This window comes from Amycolatopsis sp. YIM 10 (assembly GCF_009429145.1).
In the GTDB taxonomy this organism is placed as follows: Bacteria; Actinomycetota; Actinomycetes; order Mycobacteriales; family Pseudonocardiaceae; genus Amycolatopsis.
In genome coordinates, this window is sequence record NZ_CP045480.1 from 2841780 (window position 1) to 2867636 (window position 25857).

The 25857-nt window shown below is 71.6% G+C and carries 27 protein-coding genes; 17 read left to right on the plus strand and 10 right to left on the minus strand.

The genetic code is table 11. The annotated features are described in order from the left end of the window. Positions 1–23 precede the first annotated feature (23 nt). From YIM_RS13920 to YIM_RS13940, 5 genes are read left to right on the plus strand one after another with little or no spacing between them, the layout of a single operon-like run. Positions 24–1370 carry an aminotransferase class V-fold PLP-dependent enzyme gene (locus YIM_RS13920; RefSeq protein WP_153030768.1) on the plus strand — a complete coding sequence of 449 codons (1347 nt, stop codon included), beginning with the start codon at positions 24–26 and terminating at the stop codon, positions 1368–1370. A 32-nt stretch (positions 1371–1402) separates the two neighbouring features. Next, positions 1403–2833, plus strand: coding sequence for an aminotransferase class I/II-fold pyridoxal phosphate-dependent enzyme (locus YIM_RS13925; protein WP_153030769.1), 1431 nt, complete (start codon positions 1403–1405; stop codon positions 2831–2833). 4 nt (positions 2834–2837) lie between these two features. Beyond that, positions 2838–3620 carry a hypothetical protein gene (locus tag YIM_RS13930; RefSeq protein WP_153030770.1) on the plus strand — a complete coding sequence of 261 codons (783 nt, stop codon included), beginning with the start codon at positions 2838–2840 and terminating at the stop codon, positions 3618–3620. After that, the gene (lspA, locus tag YIM_RS13935) at positions 3595–4188 is read left to right on the plus strand and encodes a signal peptidase II (protein WP_370468989.1); all 594 of its coding nucleotides are present in this window, start codon (positions 3595–3597) and stop codon (positions 4186–4188) included. The genes YIM_RS13930 and lspA overlap by 26 nt, the downstream gene beginning before the upstream one ends. Continuing rightward, complete coding sequence (locus tag YIM_RS13940; protein ID WP_153030771.1) at positions 4185–5108, plus strand: RluA family pseudouridine synthase; 924 nt, start codon at positions 4185–4187, stop codon at positions 5106–5108. The genes lspA and YIM_RS13940 overlap by 4 nt, the downstream gene beginning before the upstream one ends. Positions 5109–5111: 3 nt before the next feature. On the opposite strand, the gene YIM_RS13945 is transcribed toward YIM_RS13940, so the two are convergent. Genes YIM_RS13945 through YIM_RS13955 form a run of 3 tightly spaced genes read right to left on the minus strand, consistent with a single transcriptional unit; the run spans position 5112 to position 7568 of the window. Continuing rightward, the gene (locus YIM_RS13945; RefSeq protein WP_153030772.1) at positions 5112–5459 is read right to left on the minus strand and encodes a hypothetical protein; all 348 of its coding nucleotides are present in this window, start codon (positions 5457–5459) and stop codon (positions 5112–5114) included. Further along, the gene (locus YIM_RS13950) at positions 5456–6538 is read right to left on the minus strand and encodes an RNA polymerase subunit sigma-70 (RefSeq protein WP_153030773.1); all 1083 of its coding nucleotides are present in this window, start codon (positions 6536–6538) and stop codon (positions 5456–5458) included. The genes YIM_RS13945 and YIM_RS13950 overlap by 4 nt, the downstream gene beginning before the upstream one ends. A gap of 37 nt (positions 6539–6575) precedes the next feature. Further along, positions 6576–7568 carry an AsnC family protein gene (locus YIM_RS13955; protein WP_153030774.1) on the minus strand — a complete coding sequence of 331 codons (993 nt, stop codon included), beginning with the start codon at positions 7566–7568 and terminating at the stop codon, positions 6576–6578. 198 nt (positions 7569–7766) lie between these two features. Here YIM_RS13955 and YIM_RS13960 point away from each other — a divergent pair, with 198 nt between their 5' ends. Both YIM_RS13960 and YIM_RS13965 read left to right on the plus strand, forming a co-directional pair. Then, positions 7767–9419, plus strand: coding sequence for a DUF885 family protein (locus YIM_RS13960; RefSeq protein WP_153030775.1), 1653 nt, complete (start codon positions 7767–7769; stop codon positions 9417–9419). Further along, the gene (locus tag YIM_RS13965; RefSeq protein WP_153030776.1) at positions 9416–11083 is read left to right on the plus strand and encodes a DUF885 family protein; all 1668 of its coding nucleotides are present in this window, start codon (positions 9416–9418) and stop codon (positions 11081–11083) included. The genes YIM_RS13960 and YIM_RS13965 overlap by 4 nt, the downstream gene beginning before the upstream one ends. On the opposite strand, the gene YIM_RS13970 is transcribed toward YIM_RS13965, so the two are convergent. Beyond that, on the minus strand, positions 11064–11894 hold the full coding sequence (locus YIM_RS13970) for an ABC transporter permease (RefSeq protein ID WP_153030777.1): 831 nt from the start codon (positions 11892–11894) through the stop codon (positions 11064–11066). The genes YIM_RS13965 and YIM_RS13970 overlap by 20 nt on opposite strands. Beyond that, positions 11891–12862: an ATP-binding cassette domain-containing protein gene (locus tag YIM_RS13975; RefSeq protein ID WP_153030778.1), complete on the minus strand. Its 972-nt coding sequence runs from the start codon at positions 12860–12862 to the stop codon at positions 11891–11893. The genes YIM_RS13970 and YIM_RS13975 overlap by 4 nt, the downstream gene beginning before the upstream one ends. A 111-nt stretch (positions 12863–12973) precedes the next feature. Between YIM_RS13975 and YIM_RS13980 the strand changes: the two genes are divergently transcribed. After that, positions 12974–13690, plus strand: coding sequence for a TetR/AcrR family transcriptional regulator (locus YIM_RS13980; protein WP_194240142.1), 717 nt, complete (start codon positions 12974–12976; stop codon positions 13688–13690). 1 nt (position 13691) lies between these two features. On the opposite strand, the gene YIM_RS13985 is transcribed toward YIM_RS13980, so the two are convergent. Further along, positions 13692–15488 carry a long-chain fatty acid--CoA ligase gene (locus YIM_RS13985; RefSeq protein ID WP_153036966.1) on the minus strand — a complete coding sequence of 599 codons (1797 nt, stop codon included), beginning with the start codon at positions 15486–15488 and terminating at the stop codon, positions 13692–13694. 119 nt (positions 15489–15607) lie between these two features. Here YIM_RS13985 and YIM_RS13990 point away from each other — a divergent pair, with 119 nt between their 5' ends. The 7 genes from YIM_RS13990 to YIM_RS14020 all read left to right on the plus strand — a co-directional run bounded on the left by YIM_RS13990 (position 15608) and on the right by YIM_RS14020 (position 20682). Then, positions 15608–16006 carry a polyketide cyclase / dehydrase and lipid transport gene (locus YIM_RS13990; RefSeq protein ID WP_153030780.1) on the plus strand — a complete coding sequence of 133 codons (399 nt, stop codon included), beginning with the start codon at positions 15608–15610 and terminating at the stop codon, positions 16004–16006. Between the two features lie 8 nt (positions 16007–16014). Continuing rightward, positions 16015–16803, plus strand: a complete 789-nt coding sequence (locus tag YIM_RS13995; protein WP_153030781.1) for a metallophosphoesterase — start codon at positions 16015–16017, stop codon at positions 16801–16803. Between the two features lie 27 nt (positions 16804–16830). After that, positions 16831–17268: an SRPBCC family protein gene (locus YIM_RS14000; RefSeq protein ID WP_153030782.1), complete on the plus strand. Its 438-nt coding sequence runs from the start codon at positions 16831–16833 to the stop codon at positions 17266–17268. 2 nt (positions 17269–17270) lie between these two features. Continuing rightward, complete coding sequence (locus tag YIM_RS14005) at positions 17271–18401, plus strand: ArsA family ATPase (RefSeq protein ID WP_153030783.1); 1131 nt, start codon at positions 17271–17273, stop codon at positions 18399–18401. Continuing rightward, positions 18401–18811 carry a hypothetical protein gene (locus YIM_RS14010; RefSeq protein ID WP_153030784.1) on the plus strand — a complete coding sequence of 137 codons (411 nt, stop codon included), beginning with the start codon at positions 18401–18403 and terminating at the stop codon, positions 18809–18811. The genes YIM_RS14005 and YIM_RS14010 overlap by 1 nt, the downstream gene beginning before the upstream one ends. 66 nt (positions 18812–18877) lie before the next feature. After that, the gene (locus tag YIM_RS14015) at positions 18878–19837 is read left to right on the plus strand and encodes an ROK family protein (protein WP_153036967.1); all 960 of its coding nucleotides are present in this window, start codon (positions 18878–18880) and stop codon (positions 19835–19837) included. Positions 19838–19842: 5 nt separating this feature from the next. Beyond that, positions 19843–20682 (plus strand): NUDIX domain-containing protein, encoded by an 840-nt coding sequence (locus tag YIM_RS14020; RefSeq protein WP_153030785.1) that lies wholly within the window; start codon positions 19843–19845, stop codon positions 20680–20682. Here YIM_RS14020 and YIM_RS14025 read toward each other — a convergent pair. The 3 genes from YIM_RS14025 to YIM_RS14035 are packed head-to-tail and all read right to left on the minus strand — an operon-like array spanning position 20675 to position 23122. Beyond that, positions 20675–21817 carry a glutamate--cysteine ligase gene (locus YIM_RS14025; RefSeq protein WP_153030786.1) on the minus strand — a complete coding sequence of 381 codons (1143 nt, stop codon included), beginning with the start codon at positions 21815–21817 and terminating at the stop codon, positions 20675–20677. The genes YIM_RS14020 and YIM_RS14025 overlap by 8 nt on opposite strands. A 22-nt stretch (positions 21818–21839) precedes the next feature. Then, the gene (locus YIM_RS14030; RefSeq protein WP_153030787.1) at positions 21840–22355 is read right to left on the minus strand and encodes a hypothetical protein; all 516 of its coding nucleotides are present in this window, start codon (positions 22353–22355) and stop codon (positions 21840–21842) included. Continuing rightward, positions 22352–23122: a carboxylesterase gene (locus tag YIM_RS14035; protein WP_153030788.1), complete on the minus strand. Its 771-nt coding sequence runs from the start codon at positions 23120–23122 to the stop codon at positions 22352–22354. Before YIM_RS14035 ends, YIM_RS14030 begins: the two co-directional genes overlap by 4 nt. A 236-nt stretch (positions 23123–23358) precedes the next feature. Between YIM_RS14035 and YIM_RS14040 the strand changes: the two genes are divergently transcribed. Further along, complete coding sequence (locus YIM_RS14040) at positions 23359–24120, plus strand: 1-acyl-sn-glycerol-3-phosphate acyltransferase (RefSeq protein ID WP_153030789.1); 762 nt, start codon at positions 23359–23361, stop codon at positions 24118–24120. Between the two features lie 32 nt (positions 24121–24152). Further along, positions 24153–24653: a polyadenylate-specific 3'-exoribonuclease AS gene (locus YIM_RS14045; RefSeq protein WP_153030790.1), complete on the plus strand. Its 501-nt coding sequence runs from the start codon at positions 24153–24155 to the stop codon at positions 24651–24653. Between the two features lie 13 nt (positions 24654–24666). Here YIM_RS14045 and YIM_RS14050 read toward each other — a convergent pair whose 3' ends face one another. Further along, positions 24667–25740 carry a 3-deoxy-7-phosphoheptulonate synthase gene (locus tag YIM_RS14050; protein WP_153030791.1) on the minus strand — a complete coding sequence of 358 codons (1074 nt, stop codon included), beginning with the start codon at positions 25738–25740 and terminating at the stop codon, positions 24667–24669. Positions 25741–25857: the final 117 nt, after the last annotated feature.

Consider the following 25857-nt stretch of genomic DNA (forward strand, 5'->3'; position numbering starts at 1 on the left):
GTCCCGACCTCGAGGAGGCCCCCATGACGCTCGCACTCGAACCCACCTGCGCTGCCCAGGAAGTTGTTGTCCCGGAAGTCGCCGGTGCCGGGCTGTCCGTGCCGCTGGTCAGTGGTGGCCAGATCGGTTACGCGAACCTCGACCACGCCGCGAGCGCGCCGTGCCTGCAGCGGGTCCGCACCGCCGTCGACGAGTTCCTGCCCTGGTACGCCAGCGTGCACCGCGGTGCCGGGTTCGCCTCCCAGGTGTCCACAAAGGTCTACGAGCGCACCCGGGAAGTGTTGCGGCGCTTCACCGGAGCCCGATCCTCGGACGCGGTGATCTTCACCCGCAACACCACCGACTCGTTCAACCTGCTGGCCAGGTGCCTGCCGCGCGAGACCTCGGTGGTGGTGTTCGACACCGAGCACCACGCGGCGCTGCTGCCGTGGCGCGGCCCGCGCGTGCACCGGGTGGAACCGCCGCGCACCAGGCTCGCCGCGGTGTCCGCTGTGGACAGTGCGCTGGCGGCGTGTGCGGCCGGACCGCGACTGGTGGTGCTCACCGGCGCGTCCAACGTGACCGGTGAACTGCTGCCGGTGGCCGAAATCGCCGCGGTGGCGCGGAAGCACGGTGCGCGGATCGCGCTGGACGCGGCCCAGCTGGCGCCGCATCGGCCGTTCTCCCTGCGGGAGCTGGACGTGGACTACGTGGCGCTGTCGGGGCACAAGCTCTACGCGCCGTTCGGCGCCGGCGCGCTGGTCGGCCGGGCCGACTGGCTGCGTGCCGGGCAGCCGTACCTCGCCGGTGGCGGGGCGACAAAAGCGGTGCAGCGCAACGGAAGCGCCGAGATCGGCGTGGTGTGGAACTCCGGTCCGGAGCGTCACGAAGCCGGTTCGCCCAACACGGTCGGGGTCTACGCGCTCGGCGTGGCGTGCGAAACGCTTTCGGCGAACTGGGACGCCATCCGCGAGCACGAGGAAGCATTGCTGCGGCGATTGCACCGCGGGCTCTCGTCCGTTCCCGGCTTCGCGGAACTGCGCCTGTTCGACGCCGACGTCGACCGCGTCGGCACGCTCAGCTTTGTCATCGACGGCTTCGAACCGGGTTGGCTGGCCGCGGTGCTTTCGGCCGAGTACGGGATCGGCGTGCGGGACGGCGCGTTCTGCGCGCACATCGCGACGCGGCGCCTGATCCGGCACGCGGGCGGCGAAGGACAGCAGGCGGTTCGTGTCAGCCTCGGCCTCGGCAGCACCGAGGAGCACGTCGACCGGCTGCTGCTCGCCTTGCGCCAGATCGTCGCCAGGGGAGCGCGATGGGAGTACGGCAAGGTCGACGGCCGCTGGGCACCCACCCCGGACCCGCGTCCCCTGCCGGACTTCTTGGTCTAGACGCGCGCCCATACCCGTGATCTTCTGCGGGTATGGGTGATCCGCTGGAGGAACGTGATTCGACAGCCGGTGCGCTTCGGCTGGTGGCCGACGCCGCCGGGCCGTATCTGGCTTCGCTGGGGGACCGGCTGGTCCACGACCCGGCCACCGCGCCGCTGCTGGACGAACTCGACGGGCCGCTGCCGGAACTCGGTGACGGCACCCTGCCGAGCGTTCGCGAGTTGCTGCGGATCGGCACCGAGGCGGCGACGCATTCGTCCGGTCCGCGGTTCTTCCACTACGTCGTCGGCGGTTCGACCCCGGCGGCGCAGGCCGCGGACTGGGTGACGTCGCTGCTCGACCAGGTCGCCGGGCTCTGGCCGACCTCGCCGTTCGCGGCGCGGGTGGAAACCGTCGTACTGGGCTGGTTGAAGGACCTGTTCGGCCTGCCCGCGTCCTACGGCGGTGTGCTCACCCCGAGCGCGACACTGGCGAACCTGACCGGGCTCGCCGCGGCCCGGCACTGGTGGGCCGAGCAGCACGGCGTGGACGTCAGCGCCGACGGGCTGCTGGGACTGCCGCGCCTGCCGGTGCTCTCCAGCGGTTACGTGCATCCCAGCAGCCGCAAGGCGTTGCAGATCCTCGGCTGCGGCCGCGACACCGTGCGCGTGTTCGCCCGCGACGACGCCGGCCGGGTGGACCTGGCCGCGATGGAGGCCGACCTCGCCGCGACCGGTGGCCCGGCGGTGATCATCGCGAACGCCGGTGAGGTCAACGCGGGCGACTTCGATCCCGTCGCCGAACTGGCGGACCTGGCCGAGAAGTACGGCGCGTGGCTGCACGTCGACGGCGCGTTCGGCCTCTTCGCCGCGGTCTCACCGAAGACGGCGCATCTCGTGCGGGGTGTCGAGCGCGCCGATTCCGTCGCCGCCGACGGGCACAAGTGGCTCAACGTGCCGTACGAGAGCGGGTTCGCCTTCCTGCGCGAGCCCCGGCGCATGGCGCAGTCGTTCGCCATGCCCGACGCGGCGTACCTGCCGGTCGGTGACGAGGCCAGGATCAACTACAACTCGCTCGGCCCGGAATCCTCCCGCCGCGCCCGATCACTGCCGATCTGGGCGACGCTGCGCGCTTACGGCCGCGACGGTCACCGCGCCATGATCGAGCGCCACCACGAACTCGCCCAGTTGCTCGGCAGGCTGGTCGACGAGGCGCCCGACCTGGAACCGCTCGCGCCACCCGGGCTGAACGTGGTGTGTTTCCGGTACCACCACGAGGGATTCGGCGACGACCGGCTGGACGAGCTGAACCGGCGGCTGGGGGTCGAACTGCTCGAAGACGGCCGGGTCTACGCTGGCACGACCGTGTACCGGGGACGGGTCGCGCTGCGACCGGCGATCGTCAACTGGCGTACCGGTGAGGCGGACATCGCACTGCTCGTCTCGGTGGTGCGGGAGATCGGGGCCCGGCTGGCCAGGGAGTAGGGACTTGCGCGAACCGATTTCGGCGAACCGGCGGGACTACTGGGTCCCGCTGCTGCTCACGGCGGTGGCCCTGCTGGCCGCGGTGGTGTTCGTGCCGAGAGAGGACTTCGGCTGGTTCGCCTACGCCCCGCAGGGCGGGAACGTGGCGATCGCGCAGTTGTACGCCTACTCCGCGGCGGACGGTGTGGTCGCGTTGCAGAGCCCGCAGCCGTTTTCGGCGTTCGGCCGGTGGCCGGTCGCCGCGCTCGGGGTCTTCGCGCTGACCGTGGCCTGGTACGTCTACCGCGTGAAGCCGCGACCCTCGCCGTGGCGGGTCGCGCTGCTGGTGGCCGGGGGTGCCGCCGCGATTCTGGTGCTGTCGGCCTTCGGCGGGGCGAGCTGGAACTCGATCGACGAGTCCGGCTTCCTCTCCACCTTCGTGCTGCCGCTGGGCGGGCTCGGCCTCTGCGGCCTGGCCTGGGCGTACTTCGGCACCGGCCGCGGCCGGAAGGCGGCCGGCCGGACCGGCGGCGTGCTGGTCGGGCTGGTGGCGAGCATGCTGCTGGCGATGGCCCTGCCGGACCTGGGCGACCTGCTCGTCTACGTGGTCGGCGCGCTCGTGCTCGCCTGGCTGGAGCGCAGCCTGCTGCTCGTGGTGGTCGCCCTGCTGCTGGTGGTGGGCTCGCTGGAGATGATCCCCGCGCCGCCGGGCCTGGTGCCGGGGCTGGTGCTGGTCGCCGGGGCGATCGCCGCGCTGGTCACGCGCCGTGGACAATGGCGTGGTGAGCGACCAGCCGATACCGCCTGAAGCCGAGCCGAGCGAGGGCGGCGCCGTACCCGACGCGCCCGAGACGCCGCAACCGAAGCGGCGGGTGGCGCTGCTCGCGGTGATCGCGGTGCTGGTGCTCGCCGTCGACCAGGTGACCAAGGCGATCGCGGTGGCCGAACTGGAGTTCGCCGAGCCGGTGCGCATCCTCGGCGGGGCTGTCTACCTTCAGCTGATCCGCAACTCCGGGGCCGCCTTCGGCATGGCCGCCGGAATGACCTGGGTGCTGGCGCTGATCGCCTGCGCGGTGGTGATCGCGCTGATCTGGTTCGCCAAGCGGCTGCGCTCGCCCGGCTGGGCGGTCGGCCTCGGGCTGATCCTGGCCGGTGCGCTGGGCAACCTGACCGACCGGTTCTTCCGCGCGCCCGGTGTGCTCCAGGGCCACGTGGTCGACTTCGTCTCGGTGTTCGCGCCCAACGGTGACGTGTGGCCGGTGTTCAACGTGGCCGACTCGTCGCTGTTCGTCGGCTGCGGCCTGATCATCCTGCTCTCGTTGCTGGGCAAGGACTACGACGGCAAGACGATCGAGAAGAAGGCCAGGAAGTCGTGAGCGGGCGGATGCTGCCGGTCCCGGACGGCCTGGACGGGATGCGGGTGGACGCCGGGCTGGCCAAGCTGCTCGGGCTGTCCCGCACCGCGGTCGCCGAGCTGGCCGAAGCCGGGGACGTGCTGCTCGACGGCAGGCCGGCGGGCAAGTCCGACCGGCTCACCGCGGGCGGCCTGCTGGAGGTCACCCTGCCCGAGCCGCGCACCGTCGAAGTGGTCGCCGAGCCGGTCGAGGGCATGCGGATCGTGCACGAGGACGACGACATCGTGGTGGTCTCGAAGCCGGTCGGCGTGGCGGTGCACCCGAGCCCCGGCTGGACCGGGCCGACCGTGGTCGGCGGGCTCGCCGCCGCCGGGCTGCGCATCTCCACCTCCGGCTCGGCCGAGCGCCAGGGCGTGGTGCACCGGCTCGACGCGGGCACCACCGGCGTGATGGTGGTGGCCAAGAGCGAGCACGCGTACACCGCGCTGAAGCGGGCGTTCAAGGAACGCACCGTGGACAAGGGTTACCACGCGCTGGTCCAGGGCCATCCCGACCCGACCAAGGGCACCATCGACGCGCCGATCGACCGGCACCCGCGGCACGACTACAAGTTCGCCGTGGTCGCCGGTGGCCGTCCGAGCGTGACGCACTACGAGGTGGTCGAGGCGTTCCGGGCGGCTTCGTTCGCCCACATCAAGCTGGAAACCGGGCGCACGCACCAGATCAGGGTGCACTTCGCGGCGCTGCGCCACCCGTGCGTCGGCGATCTGACCTACGGCGCCGACCCGGTGCTGGCCCGCAGGCTGGGCCTTTCACGGCAGTGGCTGCACGCCAGGACGCTCGGCTTCGCGCACCCCGCGGACGGCCGCTGGGTGGAGTTCGAGGCGGAGTACCCGGCCGATCTGGCCGGTGCGCTGGAAAAGCTCCGCGAGGAGGCCTGACGCTCAGTCGCGGCGTTCGGCTACGCGATCGCAGAGCGGTTCCCAGGTTCGGGCGGGTTTCCACTCCCAGCGGATGGTCTGCCCGCGGTTGTCCTCGCTGAAGGTGATCTCGGCCCGTTCGGTGGCCCCGCTGATCGTCCACCGGTTGCCGTCAGTGGTGAGTTCGTACTGGCGGTGGAAGCCGCCGTTGTCGAACTCGCCGGTGTGCCAGCGGCCGGTGTGCTTGCTCGACCAGGGTGATCCGCCTTGCCCGGTGTCGGAGCCGATGTGTGAGACGCCGGTGGCGCGCCAGTCGCCGAGGAACACTTCGAGGCGGCGGTGGGCATCGGTCCGGATGGGTCGCTCGGTCATGACGTCCTCTCTCGTTCGTTGCCTGCCACGGCCTTCGCGGGCAGATCCATCGGCAGCCCGAGCGCGGGGAACCGGTCCGGGCTGAGGTTGACGACTTCGGTGATCCGGTCGCCCGACGTGCGGAGCACGGTCAGACTGAACGCACGGTGCGGGGTGCCGGGAAGCCGGCCGTAGGTCGCGACCGCGGGCTGGTTGTTCACCCGGAACTCCACCAGTCGCAGATCGAGCGCCATGCTGCCGTGCAGGGCGGGCGCCCAGGCGTCCACCGTGGTCTGCCGCCCCTGGTACCAGGTGACCTCCGGGACGGCGTTCCCGCCGTGCGGCTGGTGGCTGACCAGGACGTCCTCGGCCAGCAGGCTCGCGATCGCCTGGTCGTCGCCGGACTCGACCGCCTCGGCGTAGCGCCGCACCAGGGCCGCCTCGTCGCCGGTCGGGGAACTCCGGCGCCATTCGGCCCGGTCGGGGCCGAGCACCGTCCGCATCCTCCGGCGAGCCCGCTGCAGCAACGCGTTGACCGCCGAGGCGGTGGTGTCCAACTGCCCGGCGACGTCCTCGGCCGGCCAGCCCGCCACGTCACGCAGGACCAGTACCGCGCACTGGCGGTCGGTCAGGTGCTGCAACGCCGCGACGAACGCGATCTCCAGCGATTCGCGCCCGATCAGGCGCTCGTCCGGATGCGGGTCCCGCTGCGCGACCGCCTCGATCGCATCCTGCGGCACGGCCTGCGACCACGGCACGGTGGCCGACACCGGAATGGCCACGCCGTCACGGACGGTGGTGCCCGCGAGCAGTCGCCGCCGCCGCTCGTCCTTGGCGCGCCGGGCCAGGCAGGTGTTGGTCGCGATCCGGTACAGCCAGCTTCGTACGCTCGCCCGTCCCTCGAAGCCCGAGGTCCCGCGCCAGGCCTGGACCAGGGTGTCCTGCACCGCGTCCTCGGCTTCGTCGTACCTGCCGAGCAACCGGTAGCCGTGCAGGACCAGCTCCGGGCGGAACCGGTCGACCAGGCGGCCGAACGCCGCGTCGTCGCCCTGCCGGGCGGCCGACACCAGCTCGCGCAGATCCTCGTTCTCGTCGATCACGCAACTTGGAGTGCATGACCGCGGAAAAGTGTGCGGTCTAGTCCTCGATGGACCACGTGAGGGAGCGCTCGTCCACTTCGGGGCGGGCGTTCCACCGCACCGACACCACGCGTGTGGCCTCTGGCAGCACGTAGACGGTGTGCCCGCCCGCGGTCTCGCCCGGCTGCACGCCGATCCGGTGCGGCGGCCGCGACGACAGCGAGACCGGCGCCTTGCCGATCGCCTTGCCGTCGGCGGTGATCAGCTCCAGGTAGTTGTCCGGGAGCGAGACGAACGGGATCTGGCCGCGGTTGGTGATCTCGGTGTGCACCACCACCGCGCGCTCGCCCGGTTCCAGGCTGTACCCGGCCGCGCTGAACAGGAAGTCCGCCGGGTCCTGCACCTCGAGCAGTTGCAGCGCGAGGCGTTCGCCCTCCAGGCCCTGGGTTTCCAGCACCTCGCCCGGCTTCCCGGTCTTCTTGCCCGCGGGTGCGCCGTTGGTGGACGGCGGCTGGTCACCGCGTGCCCACGACGCGCTCTGCGGCGGGCCCCAGGTGCTCATCACCGGGTCGGCGGGCGGCGGTGGCATCGGCGGCCGGTGCATCTGCTGCTGTTGCGGTGGTGGCGGTTGCTGCGGCGGCCGGGCGGGCGGCGGCTGGTAACGACCGGACGGCGTGCCCTGCACGGTGTACGCCCCGCTCGGCACGCCCTGGACCCCCGGCCGCGGTGGCGGCTGGTTGTGCACGTTGTACCGGCCGGACGGCGTGCCCGCGACGTTCGGCTGAGGCGGGGGTTGCTGCGGCTGCTGGGGTTGCGGCTGGGAGACCGGCGGGCGCGGCCCGGCGCCGCCGACCAGCGCGGCCCGCAGGCCGTTCGGGTCGCTCTCCACGCCGACCAGCAGCGGCAGTCCGCTGCCCGAGAGCGCCACCAGCCGGTAGGCCACCTCGCGCGGATCCATGCCCACTTTGGCGGCGAGTTCGTGTACGGCCGTCTTGCCCACCTCGGCCAGTGCGGCGAGCAGGCGGGCATCCACGGGATCGGTCACGGCCACAGCCCGTCACGCTACCGCCTCGCCTGCCTCGCTTCGGACCAGGCACTGTCCTGCGAGTCACGCTCGCGGTCTTCGCGCCCAGGCGGCCCCCGCCCGCACCGCCAGGAACCACCTGGATCACGAAGCCCATCGACCAGAATCGCAGGACAGCGCCTAGGCTCGGGTGACCTACGCCGATTCGACCATGGGGGACGCCTGATGACCGAGGCCGTCGCACTCGCCGACGAGTTCACCGACCTGCTCTTCGAAGCCGAACCGCTGATGCCGGTGCTGCTCGGGCTGGACCAGACGCGGACCGGTCTCGGGGATCCCAGTGCCGAGGCCGAGCAGGCGCACCGCGCCAGGCTGGTGGAGATCAGCGAGCGGGCGGCCGCGCTGGACCGGTCCGCGCTCGGCGAGACCGACCGGGTCACCGTGGACGTGCTGATCACCCAGGCGCGGGCGCACATCGACGGGATCGACGCCCGGCTGACCGAGTTCACCATCACCGACATGTTCATCGCACCCGCGGTGAGCCTGCTGACCACGCTGCCGATGATCACCGTGACCGAGGGCGCCGCCGCCGAAGCGCACCTCGGCCGGATCGCCGCCATCCCGGAGTACCTCGAGCGGGTGGCCGACCGGCACCGCGCCGGGGTCGCGGCCGGGCGCACCCCGGTCGCGCACCTGGTCGAGGCCGCGATCAAGCACCTGGACCGGTACCTCGCCGATCCCGGGCAGGACCCGCTGCGCCGCCAGCCCGCGCCGGACGAGGAGTTCGAGCGCCGCCGGGACGAGTTGCTGGAGTCGTCGGTGCGACCGGCGTTCGCCGCCTACCGCGAGGTGCTCGCCGAGGAGATCGCCCCGCACGGCCGTCCGCTGGACCAGGTCGGGATCAAGTGGCTGCCCGGCGGCGACGAGATCTACACCGCGCTCGCCCGCAAGCACACCACCACCGACCGCACCCCGGAGGACCTGCACGCCACCGGCCTGCGCCTGATCGGCGAGCTGGCCGAGGAGTACCGCGACCTCGGCGGCCGCGTGTTCGGCACCAAGGACCTGGCGGAGATCTTCCAGCGGCTGCGCACCGATCCCGCGCTGCGCTGGGACAGCGCCGAGGAACTGCTGGAGTCGGCGCGGGCCGCGATCACCCGCGCCGAGGCGGAGGCGCCGAAGTGGTTCGGCCGCATCCCGCCGCAGCCGTGCGTGGTCGAGCCGGTGCCCGAGGCGGAGGCGCCCGGTGCCCCGGCGGCCTACTACCTGTGGCCCGCCGCCGACGGCTCGCGCCCCGGCACCTACTTCGCCAACACCTACGAGGCGACCGAGCGCTTCCGGCACATGTCCGAGGCGGTCGCCTTCCACGAAGCCATTCCCGGGCACCACTTCCAGCTCAGCACCGCGCTGAACCTGACCGACCTGCCGCTGCTGCGCCGGGTCGGCGACTTCAACGCCTACGCCGAGGGCTGGGGCCTCTACACCGAGCGGCTCGCCGACGAAATGGGGCTGTACTCCGACGACGTGGCCCGGCTCGGCATGCTGAGCTGCGACTCGATGCGTGCCGGGCGCCTGGTGGTGGACACCGGGTTGCACGCGCTGGGCTGGAGCCGTCAGCAGGCGGTCGACTACCTGACCGAGCACACGCCGATGCCACCGGTGGAGATCGAGTCCGAAGTGGACCGTTACATCGCCTTCCCCGGCCAGGCGCTGTCGTACATGGTGGGACGGCTGGAGATCCAGCGGATCCGGGCCGCGGCCGAAGCGGCGCTGGGGGAGCGGTTCGACATCCGCGCCTTCCACGACGTGGTGCTCGGCGGTGGCGCGCTGCCGCTGTCCGTGCTGGACGCCGTGGTGACCGAGTGGGTGGCGAAATGAGCGCGGTGAACGAGCTGGCCCAGGAGTTCCTCGACCTGCACTTCGAGCACCAGCCGATGGCGCCGTTGCTGCTCGGGCTCGGCATTCAGGAGAAGCAGCTGCCCGATTTCGGCGCCGAAGCCGGTTACCGGGCCAGGTACGTCGAACTGGGGCGCCGGGTCGAGGCGGCGGAGGCCGAGTCCGCCGAGGAGGAGGTCACCCGCCTCGCACTGATCGACTTCGCGCGGTCCGAAGTGGCCAAGATCGACGCGCGGGTGACCGACTTCTCGGTCAGCGACATGCAGGTCGGGCCGGCCCAGCACCTGCTGCTGACCCTGCCGGTGCCGTCCGTGGCCGACGAGGCGGGCGCCCGCGCCCACCTGGACCGGCTGCGGGAGGTGCCCGCCTACCTGGACGCGGCGATCACCCGGCACCGGGCCGGGCTGTCCGACGGGCTGCGCGCGCCGGAGTTCCTGGTCGACGCCGGGATCGCCGGGATGGAGCGGTACCTGGACGCGCCGGAGGACGACCCGCTCCGCCTGTCCCCCGGGGTCGAGCTGCCCGGGTACGCCGAAGAACAGGACCGGCTGCTCGCCGAGGTGGTGCGCCCGGCTTTCCAGCGGTACCACGACTTCCTGGTGAGCGAGCTGAAGCCGGGGGCGCGCGGCCCCGACCAGCCGGGCCTGTGCTGGCAGCCGGGTGGCAAGGAGCGCTACGCCTCGCTGGCGCGGGTGTACACCACCACCGACCGGACGCCGGAGGAACTTCACGCCACCGGGCTGGAGATGATCGCGAAGCTCGCCGACGAGTACCGCGAACTCGGCGCGCGCGTGTTCGGCACCGAGGACCTGCCGGAGATCTTCCGGCGGCTGCGCGAGGACCCGAAGCTGCGCTGGCGTGACGGCGAGGAACTGCTCGACGCCGCGCGGGCGGCGATCCGGCGGGCGGAAGCAGTCGCGCCGCAGTGGTTCGGCCGCATCCCGGAGCAGGTCTGCGAGGTCACCTCGATCCCGGAGTCCGAGGCGGCGGGCGGCACCATCGCCTACTACATCCAACCGCCGCTCGACGGTTCGCGGCCGGGTGTCTACTACGCGAACACGCACCGCGCCGAGGAGCGGCCGCGGCACACCAGCGAGGCGATCGCCTTCCACGAAGCCATTCCCGGGCACCACTTCCAGTTGTGCACCGCGCTCGGGCTGGACCACCTGCCGCTGGTGCGGCGGATCATGGCGGTGGATTCGTACCTGGAGGGCTGGGGCCTCTACACCGAGCGGCTGGCCGACGAGATGGGCCTGTACTCGGACGACGTGTCGCGCCTCGGCATGCTGACCCAGGACTCCATGCGCGCCGGGCGGCTGGTGGTCGACACCGGGATGCACGCGCTGGGGTGGAGCCGTCAGCGGGCGGTGGACTTCCTGGTGGAGCACACCCCGATGGCGCGGCTGGAGATCGAGCTGGAGATCGACCGGTACGCGGGCTGCCCCGGGCAGGCGCTGGCCTACATGGTGGGGCGCCTGGAGATCCAGCGCCTGCGCGCCGACGCGGAACGCTCGCTGGGGGAGCGGTTCGACATCCGCGCCTTCCACGACGTGGTGCTGGGCGCGGGAATCGTGCCACTACCGGTGCTGGAACACGTGGTGCGCACCTGGGTCGCCGAGGCGGGTTCTACAGGCCCGCGCGGTTGAAGTTGCGGACGGACAGGGGCGCGAACACCACCAGCAGCAGGACCGACCAGCCGACCGAGGCCAGGACGGGGTTCGCCAGCGGCCACGCCACGTCCGGCCCGGTCGGGATGCCCGGATTGCCGAACAGCACCCGCAGCGCGCCGACGGTGGCGCTGACCGGGTTCCATTCGGCGATCACCGCCAGCCAGTCCGGCATGCCGCTGGTCGGCACGAACACGTTCGAGATCATCGTGACCGGCATCAGCAGCGGGCCGACCCGCGACGCCGTCTCCTCCCGCTTGATCACCGAACCGAGGAACACGCCGACCCACGAGACCGCGAAGTTCATCAGGAACAGCACGCCGAACCCGGCCAGCGTCATGCCGAACCCGTTGTGCGCCCGCCAGCCGAAAGCCAGGCCGCACAACGACATCACCACCACGCCGGTGGCGCCGACGAGCAGGTCCGCCGCGGTCTGGCCGAACGGCACCGCGGCCCGCGACATCGGCATCGAGCGGAACCGGTCCATCACGCCGAGCCCGTTGTCCTTGGCGATCACCGTCAGCGTGCCCGCGATCGACATGGTCAGGCTCATCACGAACAGCCCCGGCATCAGGTACTCGCGGTAGTTCGCCCCGTTGTCGATCGGGATCGCGCTGCCGAAGACGTAACCGAACAGCACCACCGCGACCAGCGGGAAGGCCAGTCCGGCGATCACCTGCCCCGGGCTGTGCTTGAGCTTGAGCAGGTTCCGGTAGAACACGGTCAGGCCGTCGTGCACGGTGAAGCGCAGCTTCGACCACTGGGGCTGCGCGAGCGGGTGCGTGCTCATGCGCGGACCTCCGCCACGGGCTGGGTGCGGTGGGTGAGTTCGAGGAAGACCTCGTCGAGCGTCGGGGTGCGGCGGCCGATGTCGGCCACCTCGATCCCGGCCATGTTCAGCCAGCGCAACACGTCCGGCAGGCTCAGCGTGGCCGAGCCGGTGGCCACGCTGACCCGCCGCTCGTCCGGGTCGACGTCCGGGGCGGCGCGGGCGATCTCGGCCATCGCCCTGGCCGCGCGCATCAGGTCGGCGGTGGGCGCGACCACCACGTCGAGCCGTCCGCCGATGCGTGACTTCAGCTGGGCCGGGGTGCCCTCGGCGATCACCCGGCCGGTGTCGATCACCGCGATCTTGTGCGCCAGCTGGTCGGCCTCGTCCAGGTACTGGGTGGTCAGCAGCACCGTGGTGCCACCGGCCACCAGCATGCGCACGGCGTCCCAGATCTCGTTGCGGCTGCGGGGATCGAGCCCGGTGGTCGGCTCGTCGAGAAAGAGCACGGCCGGCTGGATGATCAGGCTGGCGATCACGTCGAGCCGCCGCCGCATGCCACCGGAGTAGGTCCGCACCTGGCGGTCGGCGGCATGGGTCAGGTCGAACCGGTCGAGCAGCTCGTCGGCCCGGCGCGCGGCCTGCTTGCCGGTGAGGTGGAACAGCCTGCCGAACATCCACAGGTTCTCGCGGCCGGTCAGCTCCTGGTCCACCGCGGCGTGCTGCCCGGCCAGCCCGATCCGGCGGCGCACCTCGCCCGGCTGGGTGGCCACGTCGAACCCGGCGATCCTGGCGCGCCCGGCGTCCGGCTTGGTCAGCGTGGTGAGCACGCGGATGGTGGTGCTCTTGCCCGCCCCGTTCGGGCCGAGCAGGCCGTACACGGTCCCCGCCGGAACACGAAGGTCCAGCCCGGACAGCGCCTGCGTCTCGCCATACCGCTTCCGCAGCCCTTCGGCGACCACGATCGGCTCGTGCCCTGGTGCGCCCATCCCGCTGACCTCCGAACAACAGACCGGGTACGTCGTACGCAGAGGCTAGCCAACTGGGTACGACGTACGCAACAATGATTCCCCCAGTCTTTACCGAGGAAGATGCGGTTGATGAGCGAGCCCAGTGCCCCGTGGAACATCTGGATGCGGCCCGAGTGGAGCGGCCGCGGCCCGAAGCCGACCTACAGCCGTGCGCAGATCGCGGACACCGCCGTCCGGCTCGCCGACGCCGACGGCATCGAAGCGCTGTCCATGCGCAAGGTGGCCGCGGAACTGGGCACCGGCGCGATGACCATCTACCGCTACGTGCCGAACAAGGAGGAACTGCTCGAGCTGATGATCGACCAGTGCTTCGCCGGCGCGGAGCTGCCGCCGCGCACCGGCAGCTGGCGGGCCGACATCAGCGAGCTGATGCGCGGGCACCGGGCCACCCTGCTGCGGCACCCGTGGCTCAGCCGGATGACCGTGAGCCGTTCCAGTGCCGGGCCGAACATGTTGCGCCGCATGGAGTTCGGCATGTCCATTTTGGACGGGCTGGGGCTGGGCACCGGGCAGGTGCTGGAGACGTTCCTGGTGCTGGCGGCCTGGGTCTCCGGTTCCACCGACGCCGAACTGGCCGAGCGCGAGGCACGTCGCCGTTCCGGGGTGGACCGCGACGCCGCGCACGCGGCGATAGCGCCCTACGTGGAGCAGGTGGTGGGCAGCGGCGCGTACCCGTACTTCGAGCGGACCGTGCGCGAGGCCCGGTTCCGCAACCCGGAGGAACGCTTCGAGTCCGCACTGAAACTGATCCTGGACGGAATCGAAGCGAACCTGCCGGGGAAGTGAGCTACTTCGTGTACAGCGTCTCGATGTCGCCGGCGTAGTTCTTGGTCACCACGTTGCGCTTGAGCTTCATGCTCGGCGTGACCTCACCACCGGCCTCGGTGAAGTCCTGCGGCAGGATGGCGAACTTCTTGATCGCCTCCGCGTGCGAGACCAGCCGGTTCGCCTCGTCCACCGCGGCCTGCACCTCGGCGCGCAGGTCGGCGTCGTCGGCGAGGTCGGCCACCGTGGCGGACTCCGGCTTGCCGTGCTGGGACTTCCACGACGGGAAGTACTCCTCGTCGATGGTGATCAGCGCGCTGATGTAGGGCCGCGCGTCGCCGACCACCATGGCCTGGCTGATCACCGGGTGCGCCTTGAGGCTGTCCTCGAGCCCGGACGGGGCGACGTTCTTGCCGCCCGCGGTCACGATGATCTCCTTCTTGCGGCCGGTGATCTTGAGGAAGCCGTCGTCGTCCAGCTCGCCGAGGTCGCCGGTGTGGAACCAGCCGTCCTTGAGCGATTCGGCGGTGGCCTCGGGATTGTTCCAGTACCCGGCGAAAACGACCTCGCCGGAGAGCAGCACCTCGCCGTCGTCGGCGATCCGCACCGAGGTGCCGGCGATCGGCCTGCCGACGGTGCCGACGCGGAAGGCGGCCTCGGTGTTGACGTTGGAGGCCGCGGAGCTTTCGGTCAGTCCGTAGCCTTCGAACACCGGCACGCCGATGCCGCGGAAGAAGTGCGCCAGCCGGGCGCCCAGCGGGGCACCGCCGGACACCGCCGCGATGCACCGGCTGCCCAGCGCGGCCCGCAGCTTCGAGTAGACCAGCTTGTCGAACACCGCGTGCTTGACCCGGAGCCCGATGCCCAGCCCGCCGTTGTCCTTGGCCTGGCTGTAGGCGACCGCGGTGGCCTCGGCGGCGTCGAAGATCTTGCCCTTGCCGTCGCCGTGCGCCTTCTGCTTCGCGCCGTTGTAGACCTTCTCGAACACACGCGGCACGGCGACCACGAAGGTCGGCCGGAACGTGCCGAGATCGGCGACCAGGTTCTTCACGTCGGAGGTGTGGCCGAGCGTCACCCGCGCGGTCACCCCGGTCAGCGCCAGCGCCCTGGCCAGCACGTGCGCCAGCGGCAGGAACACCAGCAGCGAGTTGCCCTGCTCCATCAGCTGCGGGAAGGCCTGGATCGCGCCCTGGATCTCCGAGAGCAGGTTGTGGTGCGTCAGTTCGACGCCCTTCGGCCTGCCGGTGGTGCCCGAGGTGTAGACGATGGTGGCGGTGTCGCCGGACTTGACCGACCGGCGGCGCTCGTGCAGCTCGTCGTCGCTGAGGTCGGCGCCCAGTTTGCCCAGCTCGTCCAGGGCCGGGGTGGCGCCTTCGATCTGCCAGGTGTGCTCCAGCGAACCGAGCCGCGAGCGCACGTCCTCCAGTGTGGCGCGGTGCTCGGCGGTCTCCACGAACACGGCCTTGGCCTGCGCGTCGGACAGGATCCAGTGCACCTGCTCGGCGGCGGAGGTGTCGTAGATCGGCACGGTGACCGCGCCGGCCGCCCAGATGGCGAAGTCGATCAGGGTCCACTCGTAGCGGGTCTTGGACATCAGCCCGACCCGGTCACCCGGCTCGATACCGGCCGCGACCAGGCCCTTCGCCGCGGCGAGCACCTCGGCGGCGAACTCCCGCGCGGTCACGTCGAGCCACGACCCGTCGACCAGGCGCCGGAAGCTGATCACCTCGCCGAAGCGCTCGGCGTTGGACCAGACGACGTCGGCGAGGCTCTCCTCTTCGGACACCTTCCGGGCAGCGGGGGCGCTGAATTCGCGCACGTAGACCTCCGAATCGACCACCTGCGTTGGTGTTACTCGCGGGTTAACCTAGCTTGCGTAGTCCGGATTGGCCACGGTGGGCGCACGGCCGTTACGCGTGACATGACATTCTGCACGTCGTGTCCGCTTCGAACCAGGCGCCGCCCGCGCTCGACATCGTCGACGAGACCTTTCTCGCGGTGCCGCCGTCGACCGTCGCCGCCGCCTTCGCCGATCCCAGGTCCTGGACCAGGTACTGGCCGGATCTGGTGCTCGAGGTGTACACCGACCGCGGGGACCGCGGGCAGCGCTGGACCGTGCGCGGGGCGCTGGTCGGCACCATGGAGGTGTGGCTGGAGCCGGTGCTCGACGGCACGCTGCTGCACTACTTCCTGCGTGCCACGCCGACCCGTGAGGTCACCCAGCGTGAGCTGCGGCGGGAGTTCGACCGGCGCGCCAGGGCGGCGAAGGCCATCGCGCTGGAGCTCAAGGAGATCTTGGAAGACGGGCGGGCACCGGGTGTGCCGCCGGGGGGCTAGGGACGCAGATGCGGGTACATGTGGTGTCGGACGTGCACGGCAACGCGGAGGCGCTGGCACGCGCGGGTGACGGGGCCGACGCGCTGATCGTGCTCGGCGACCTGCTCGACTTCGTCGACTACCGGCGGCACGGCAACGGCATTCTCGGCACGCTGTTCGGCGAGGAGAAGGTGGCGGAGTTCGCCCGGCTGCGCCGGGAGGGCACCCGCGACGAGACGGTCGCCTTCGCGCGGTCGCTCTGGGGCAGCCTGGAGGACCCCGGCGGCGCGGTCGACGAGGCGATCCGCGCCCAGTACGAGACGCTGTTCGCCGCGCTGACCGCCCCGGTCTACCTGACCCCCGGCAACGTCGACACGCCCGCGCTGTGGCCCGAGTTCGCCGGGCCGGGCGCCCAGATCCTGGACGGCGACGTGGCCGAGATCGGCGGCCTGCGGTTCGGCTTCGTCGGCGGCGCGCTGCTGCCGGACGGGGTCAAGCCGAGGGCCAACCCGGTCTGGCGGCCGTACCTGCGCCAGCGCGAGGAGTTCGACGCCTCGGTGGCCAAGCTCAAGGACATCGACGTGCTGTGCAGCCACATCCCGCCCGCGGTGCCGCAGCTGACCTACGACGTGGTGGCGCGACGCGCCGAACCGGGCTCGGACGCACTGCTCGATCTCATCCGTTCCGGGCAGCCGCGCTGGTCCGTTTTCGGCCATGTGCACCAGCCGCTGGCCGCGCGTGCGCGCCTCGGCCGGACCGAGTGCCGTAACGTCGGTCACTTCAAGGAGACGGCCCAGCCGTACGTGCTGCGCTGGTAGTCCTTACGGGACGGTAGCCTTTGGCGCATGGCCGAGCAGTCCACGCAGTCCATCGAGGTCGACGCGTCGCCGGAGCGGATCATGGAGGTGATCGCGGACTTCCCGGCCTACCCGGAGTGGACCAAGGCCGTCCGCGAGACCGAGGTGCTGGCCGAGGCCGGTGGCGGCCGGGCCAAGCAGGTGAAGATGACCCTCGACGCGGGCCCGGTCAAGGACGTCTACACCCTGGAGTACGACTGGGCGCCCGACGGGCTCTCGGTCAGCTGGCACCTGATCAAGGGCCAGATGCAGAAGTCGCAGAACGGCCGGTACCTGCTCGAGCCGCTGGGCGAGGGGCGCACCAAGGTCACCTACACGCTGTCGGTCGAGCTGGCCCTGCCGATGATCGGGCTGCTGCGCCGCAAGGCGGAGAAAATGATCATGGATACCGCGCTGAAGGAGCTCAAGCGCCGAGCTGAGGGCTGATCGTGCGCATCCTGCTGTTCACCGGCAAGGGCGGCGTCGGCAAAACGACGCTCGCGGCGGCCACGGCTGCCTCGCTCGCCGCGCGGGGCAGGAAGACCCTCGTCGTGTCCACCGACCCCGCCCATTCACTCGGTGACGCCTTCGCCACCGAGCTGGGTGCCGAACCGTCCGAAGTGGACGCTTCGCTGCACGCCGCGCAGATCGACTCGCGCGCGCTGGTCGACGACGCCTGGGCCGAGCTGCGCGGGCAGTTGCGCGGCCTGCTGGCCGGCGCCGGGATCGACGCGCTGGACGCCGAGGAACTGACCGTGGTGCCTGGCGTGGACGAACTGCTCGCGCTGACCGAGGTGCGCCGGCTCGCCGAGGCGGGACCGTGGGAGAACGTGGTGGTCGACTGCGGGCCGACAGCGGAGACGCTGCGCCTGCTCTCGCTGCCCGAGGCGGTCTCCGGATATCTCGGCAGGCTGCGCGGGCGCGGTGGACTCGGCCGCTCGGTGCGGCGCTTCGCCACCCACCTGGCCGGGCTGCGCACGCTGCTCACCGATCCGTCGGTCACCACCGTCCGCCTGGTGCTCACACCAGAACGGCTGGTCGTCGCCGAAACCCGCCGCACGCTCAGCTCGCTCGCACTGCGCGGCATCGCCGTCGACGGGCTGATCGTCAACCGCCTGATGCCCGCGCCCGGCCGCATGCCCGGTTCGGCGGCGGCGTGGCTGCGCACTCGCCGCGCCCAGCAGGACGCCGTGCTCACCGAGCTGACCGAGGCGGGCCTGGAGCGGTCGCTGCGCCGGGTCGAGCATCGCGCGGTCGAGCCGGTCGGCCTGCCCGCGCTGCTGGAGATCGCCGGTGACCTCTACGGCACCGAAGACCCGCTGGCGCGCTCGGCGCGGCCGGTGGCCCCGCTGCTTTCGGTCGCCGAGACCGAAGGCGGGCACGAACTGCGGGTCGGCGTACCGCTGACCCGATCGGCCAAGGTCGACCTGGCCAGGGTCGGTGACGACCTGGCGATCACGGTGGACGGCGTCCGCCGGCTGATCGCCCTGCCCGAGCTGCTGCGCCCGTGCCGGATCACCGGTGCGGAATCGGACTCCGCCGGGCTGGTCGTCCAGCTCGAGCCGGCCGGAGGTGCCTGATGCCCGAGACGGAGACCGATACCGCGCATTCACTCGCCGAGGAGCTTCGCCTGCTCGTCGAGCTGGTGGTCGAGCGGGCCGCGCCGTGGCTGGACGGGGTGATCGCGGCCGGGCACGACGAGGCCGGGCACCCCGAGCCGGAGCGGTCCGGTGGCTGCGGCTGGTGCCCGTTCTGCGCGATCGTTTCGCTGGCGCGCGGGGAGCGCCCGGAGATCGCCGCGCGTGTGCTGGAGCAGGCCGCGCAGCTGGTCGCGCTGCTGCGGGCGGTGCTGGCCGATCGCTGGGCGCCGGAGGAGGGTGTGCACATGCCGGGGTTCGCGCCCCGGCCGGAACCCCGTGCGGAGACCGGCGCGACGCGCGTGCAGCACGTCCCGGTGCGGCGCCGGGAAGACTGGGAAACCGGCCGATAGATGGGTTCTCGTGGGTTGAAGAAGACGCTCAAGCGAACGTTCCGCCGTCCGGAGCTGGCGATCGGGGTGGACGTCGGCGGCACCAGCGTGCGCGCCGGGGTGGTCGACGACCAGGGTTCGCTGCTGGACACCACCCGCGTCGGCACGCCGGGCGGGGAGGGCGCGCTCGAGGACGCCATCTCGGGCGTGATCGAGGAACTGCGCAACCGCCACGAGGTGACCGCGGTCGGGCTGGCGGTGGCCGGGTTTGTCGCCACCGACCGCCGTTCGGTGATGTTCGCCCCGCACCTGGCCTGGCGGGCGGCTCCGGTGGCGGACCGGATCGCCAAGCGGGTCGGGCTGCCGGTCACCCTGGAGCACGACGCGAACTCGGCGACGCTGGCCGAGCACCGGTTCGGCGCGGCACGCGGGGCGAAGGTGGCGGCGCTGATCGCGCTGGGCACCGGGATCGGCGCGGGCCTGCTGCTCGACGGCGAGATCTACCGCGGCGCGTACGGGGTCGGGCCCGAACTGGGCCACCTGACCGTGGTGCCGGGCGGGCGGCCGTGCCCGTGCGGCAAGTACGGCTGCTGGGAGCGTTACTGCAGCGGGACCGCGCTGGCGGCGACCGCGGTGGAGCTGCTGGCGCGCAATCCCGGCCGGTCCACCGTGCTGGCCAGGGAGACCGCCGGTGATCCCGGCTCGGTGACCGGGCGGCGGGTGGCCGGTGCCGCGCGTGACGGCGACCCGGTCGCCCAGCGCGCGATGGCCGAGCTGGCGAAGTGGCTCGGTGAGGGGCTCGCGCTGGTGGCCGACGTGTTCGACCCGGAGATCATGGTGATCGGCGGCGGCGTGTCGGAGTCGGCGCCGCTGTTCCTGGACGAGGCCCGCGAGCACTACGCGACCGCGATCACCGGCGCGGGGCACCGGCCGCTGGCCCGCATCCGCACCGCGCACCTCGGCGACGACACCGCGATCGTCGGCGCGGCGACCCTGGCCAGGGAAGCCGCGGCCACTCCAGGCACGTGGGTTGGTGTGCAAGGCTAGGAAGGGTGTTTGTCGAAGACACCTTCGTGACCTGTGAGCAGGGGCATCGGCACTGGGGCCTGCACGGCGCGGCCGGTCTGCTGCTCACCGATCCCGAGCGCGGGGTGCTGCTGCAGCGTCGCGCGTGGTGGACGCACCACGGCCGGACCTGGGCACTGCCCGGCGGCGCGATGCGGCCGGGCGAGACCCCGGCGGAGGCGGCCACCAGGGAGGCCGACGAGGAGGCCGCCGTGCCACCGGAGGCGGTGCGCCCGCTCGCTTCGTCCACAGTGGACCACGGTGGCTGGGCCTACACCACGGTGCTGGCGGAGGCCAGGGAGCGGGTGAACGAGCGCGTGCGGAACAAGGAGAGCGCGGAACTGCGCTGGGTCCCGGTCGACGAGGTGGACGAGTACCGGCTGCACCGGGATTTCGCGCTGGCCTGGCCGGAGCTGCGCACGCAGGTGGGGCGGGAACTGGTGCTGGTGGTCGACGCCGCGAACGTGATGGGCTCACGCCCGGACGGCTGGTGGCGCGACCGCGCGGGCGCCGCGGCGCGGCTGCGGGACCAACTCGCTCCGCTGGCGCTGACCGGGATGACGCCGCCGATGCTCGCGGAGTGGTACTGGTGGCCGCGCGTTCTGCTGGTGGTCGAAGGCCAGGCACGCGGAATCCCGTCGATCCCCGGGGTGGAGGTCGTTTCGGCGCCCCGGGACGGCGACGCGGAAATCGTCTCCGTCGTGGGTTCGGCGCGCGCCGAGGATCACGTCCTGGTGGTCACCGCGGACCGGGAACTGCGCTCCCGCGTCGAAGCCGAAGGCGCCGACACCATGGGGCCGCGCCCGCTGCTGAACCTGCTCAGCTGAGCGGGGCGATGCCGTCCCGCATCTCCGCGATCAGGGAGGCGACGACGGCCTTCAGGCTGCCGTTGTGCTCCCGCGCGACAGCGCGCTGGCGCTGGTAGCTCGCCCCGTTGCGCAGGATGGTCTCCACACCCCGCAGCTCACGGACGCAGTCCAGCTGCTTGGCCACCGGTTCCAGCCGTTCGAGCACCACGTCCAGGTCCTCGGTGACCAGCCGCTCGCTGCCCGCCGCGTCGAGAATGATGATGGCGTCCATCCCGTACCGCGCGGCCCGCCACTTGTTCTCCTGCACGTGCCACGGCGGCATGGTCGGCAGCGTCTCGCCCTGGTCCAGGCGCGTGCTGAAGTCGTCGACCAGGCACTGGGTGAACGCGGCGATGGTGGCTACCTCCTCCAGCGTCGGCACCCCGTCGCACACACGCATCTCGATGGTGCCGAAATGCGGCGCCGGCCGGATGTCCCAGCGGATCTCGGAGAAGTGGTCGATCACCCCGGTGACGAACATGTCGTCCACATAGCTCTCCAGCTCACCCCATTCGGTGAACTGGAACGGCAGCCCGGCGGTGGGCAGCTGCTGGAACATCAGCGCCCGGTTCGACGCGTACCCGGTGTCCTCCCCGCCCCAGTACGGCGACGACGCCGACAGCGCCTGCAGGTGCGGCGCGTAGTTGAGCAGCGCGTTCAGCACCGGCAGCGCCTTGTCGCGGTGGTCGAGCCCGATGTGCACGTGGACGCCGTAGATCAGCATCTGCCGCCCCCACCACTGGGTGCGGTCGATCAGCTTGGCGTAGCGCTCCTTGTCGGTGACCTTCTGCTGGTACCAGGTGGAGAACGGGTGCGTGCCCGCGGAGAACAGCTCCACGCCGAGCGGATCGGTGTGCACCCGCAGCTCGTCGAGCGAAGCGGCCAGGTCCTCGGCGGCCTCGGCCACCGTGTCGCACACGCCGGTGATGATCTCGATGGTGTTGAGCAGCAGTTCCTGCTTGATCTTCGGGTGCTCACCGCCGTCGGCCGGCCGGACCGCGTCCAGCAGCCGCTGCGCCACCGACGTCAGCTCGCCGCTGCGGCGGTCCACCAGCGCCAGCTCCCATTCGGCGCCCACGGTGGAGCGTCGCGACGGGTGGAAGTCGATGCGCATGACCAACCCTAAGGCGGGGACCTCAGACCTGCGCGCCGCTGTCCGGGTCGGCACCGTCCGGCGGACCCTGCCGGACGCGGAGCAGCAGCAGGCCGATCCCCACCGCGAGCACCAGCAAGCCGATCGGGGTGCCCAGCGAACTGGACAACCCGATCACGCCCGGCGCGATCAGCAGCAGCAGGCCGAGCACGAAGAACAGCAGCACCACCAGCGCGCCCTTGCGGGGGCGCGGCAGCGGCGGTGGCTCCGGCGGAACGTAGTGCTCGTCGTCCGCGGCCGGGTCGTCGCCGAACACGGTGGCTTCCCACTCGCGTTCCGAGCCGCGCCAGCCGCTGGCCGCCACGGTCTGCTCGGGCGGGCCGGGCGGCGGGCTCGACGGCGGGTTCGACGACGCGGACGGCGGCGGGCCCGGGGGAGCGGGTTCGTCGTCCTGCTGCTCGAGCGTGGTGCCGACGCCCTCGGCGCGCAGGTCCGCCACGATCTCGGCGAACGTGGCGTCGATGTCCTCCGGCCCGTCAGCGGAGTTCGAACGGCTCATCTCGGGTCCACCTGCCCGGTGTGTGCGATCGATCGGAAGAAGTCGACGCTGCGCTCGAAGATCAGCGGGGCGTCGTTGTCCAGGGTGGCCACGTGGTAGCTGTCGGTCAGTTCCACGTCGATCAGCTGGGAGCTGCGCACGCCTTCGGCCACGATGCGCGCGTTCACCGGCTCCACCACGTGGTCAACGACCGAGTGCAGCAGAAGTAGCGGCTGGGTCACCTTGCCGAGGTCGTGGCGCACCAGGCTCCACAACCGGCTCAGGCTCGCGGCCGCGCGCACCGGCACGCGGGAATAGGCCTGCTCCACCACGCCCGGTTTCTTGATGTCCCCGGCCACGCCCGGCACCGACGGCAGCACCCGGCCGAGCACCGGCAGCAGCTTGGCGTCCCAGCGCAGCGTGGTCACCGAGGGGTTGACCAGCACCAGCCCGGCGATCCGGTCACCGAACTCCTGGGCCAGCTTCAGCGTCAGCGTGCCGCCCATCGACTGCCCGCAGACAAAAACCGAGGCGCAGGTGTCGAACAGCTCCAGCAGCTCCGCGCGGACGCAGCCGTACCAGTCGGTCCAGTTGGTCCGGTTCATCTCCTGCCAGGTGGTGCCGTGGCCGGGCAGGCGCGGCCCGCGCACGGTGTACCCGGCCTCGGCGAGGTGCTCGCCCCACGGCCGCATGCTGGCTGGAGTTCCGGTGAACCCGTGGCACAACAGCACGCCGGCCTCGGTGGAGCCGGTGTGCGCGAAGGGTTCCGCGCCGGCGAGCACGGGCATGCTCTCGCCTTCCTGGGAGGGGTCTCGGGGCCAGGTGAGACCTCCATGTTCGCACGGGTTCGGCCCGCCGTGGGGCGATGCCGGACACTGGAGGGGACGCGGCCGGATGTGAGATCGATCGCTGGGCACTCGCAACCGGGGGTCAAGCGTTGTGCCGGGTACGGACGAGTTCGTAGTCTTGCTGATCGGATTCGGCTGTCGGAGACCGTTCTGCCTGCGAGGAGGCCTGGAGCAAGGTGCTGTACCGGTTGATGAAGTACGTGCTGCTCGGCCCGCTGCTGCGGCTGCTGTGGCCGACCAAGGTCTCCGGGGCCGAGAACATCCCGGCCTCCGGTGGCGCGATCCTCGCGGGCAACCACCTCGCCGTCGCCGATTCCTTCTTCATGCCGCTCTACGTCCGTCGCAAGGTGACCTTCCCGGCCAAGTCGGAGTACTTCACCGAAAAGGGCATCAAGGGCCGGTTCAAGAAGTGGTTCTTCAGCGGGCTCGGCCAGATCCCGATCGACCGCTCCGGTGGTTCGGCCGCGCAGGCCGCGCTGGACACCGCGATCCGGGTGCTGCGCGAAGGGCACCTGCTCGGTATCTATCCCGAGGGCACCCGCTCGCCGGACGGCAGGCTGTACAAGGGCAAGACCGGCGTGGCCAGGATCGCGCTGCAGGCCGGGGTGCCGGTGATCCCGGTGGTCACCATCGGTACCGACAAGGTCAACCCGATCGGCTCGAAGATGTGGTGGCCGCGTCGGCTCGAGGTCCGCTTCGGCAAGCCGCTGGACTTCTCCCGGTACGAGGGCCTGGCCGGTGATCGGTTCATCGAGCGCTCGATCACCGACGAGATCATGTACGCGCTGATGGAGCTGTCCGGGCAGGAATACGTGGACATCTACGCGGCGAAGGCCAAGGAGCTGGCCGCCGCCGAGGCCGCCGGGGTGCGCCCCAACGTGCCGAAGCAGCCGTCGGGCGCGGACGCCGACCGGGTGCCGGAGACCAAGGCTTCCTGATCGCTCTCGAGCGTGACCACTAAGGTTGCCCGGTGCGATTTTTCTACGACACCGAGTTCATCGAGGACGGCGTGACGATCGACCTGGTGTCGATCGGTGTCGTGGACGAGAACGGCCGGGAGTTCTACGCGGTTTCCACCGAGTTCGATCCGGGCAAGGCGGGGCCATGGGTGCGCGACAACGTGCTCCCCAAGCTGCCCTCGCCCGCCGACCAGGCCTGGCGCGGGCGCGAGCGCATCCGCACCGATCTGCTGGAGTTCTTCGGCAAGCCGCCCGGTGGCATCGAGCTGTGGGCGTGGTTCGCCGCCTACGACCACGTGGCGCTGGCCCAGCTGTGGGGCCCGATGCCCGCGCTGCCGCGGCAGCTGCCCCGGTTCACCCGCGACCTGCGGCAGCGCTGGGAGGACGTGGGCAAGCCGAAGCTGCCCGCCGCCCCGTCGAACGCCCACGACGCCCTCGCCGACGCCCGCCACAACCTGGTGCGGTGGCGGGCGATCGAGGAGGAGTGGCACCGCCGGGGCCTGCCCGGCTGACTCGGCTGAGGTGTCAGCGGGCCCGTACGGCCTCGGCCAGGCGGTCGAGCAAACGCGCCGTCGTCGGCCAGTCCATGCAGGCGTCGGTGATGCTCTGCCCGTAGGTCAGCTCGTCGGCCCGGCCGAGGGTGAGGTCCTGCCGCCCGGCGGCCAGGAAGCTTTCCAGCATCACACCGCTGAGCCCCCGCTCCCCGCGCTCGATCCGGTCGGCCAGTTCCCCGACCACCTCGGCCTGGCGCACGTGGTCCTTCCCGCTGTTGCCGTGGCTGGCGTCGATCAGCACGCGCTCGGGCAACCCCGCCTTGCCGAGACGGCCCAGCGTGTCGGCCACGGTGGCGGCGTCGTGGTTCGGCCCGGCGGCGCTGCCGCGCAGGATCACGTGGCAGTCGGGATTGCCCGACGTGGTCAGCAGCGCGGCGACCCCGTCGGCGTTGATCCCGGCGAACACGTGGCTCGCCGCCGCGGCGCGCGTGGCGTCCACCGCCACCTGCACGTCACCCTCGGTGGAGTTCTTGATACCGACCGGCATCGACAACGCGCTGCACAGCTGCCGGTGCACCTGGCTGGCCGCGGTCCGCGCGCCGATCGAGCCCCAGGTGACGATGTCGGCGATGAACTGCGGCGTGATCGGGTCGAGGAACTCACACCCGACCGGCAGGCCGAGCGCGGACACGTCGAGCAGCAGCCGCCGCGCCATGCGCAGGCCGCGGTTCACCGCGAAGCTGCCGTCCAGGCCGGGGTCGTTGATCAGGCCCTTCCAGCCGAGCGTGGTGCGCGGCTTCTCGAAGTACACGCGCATCACCACGTGGAGCTGCTCGCTGAGCCCTTCGGCGTGCGCGGCGAGGCGTCGCGCGTAGTCCATCGCGGCTTCGGTGTCGTGCACCGAGCACGGGCCGACCACGACGAGCAGGCGGTCGTCGGTGCCGTTCAGCACGCCGACCGTGCCTGTTCGTCCTTTATGGACGGTTTGGGCAACGGCTTCGCCGACCGGCAGTTCCTCGCGCAGCAACGCGGGCGGGATCAGCGGGCTGATGCTGGTGGTGCGCTGGTTGTCCAGCGAGAGGGTGGGGTCGAAGGTGATCGTCATGACGGGGGTCCTTTCGGCCCAGCCGCCCGATCGCACTCCGCCCGAGCCGGCTGGGAAACCGGCTCGAGGGTGGAAGGTCAGCGCACGGCGTCGCCGACCGGCCCACCCGGGGCCGGC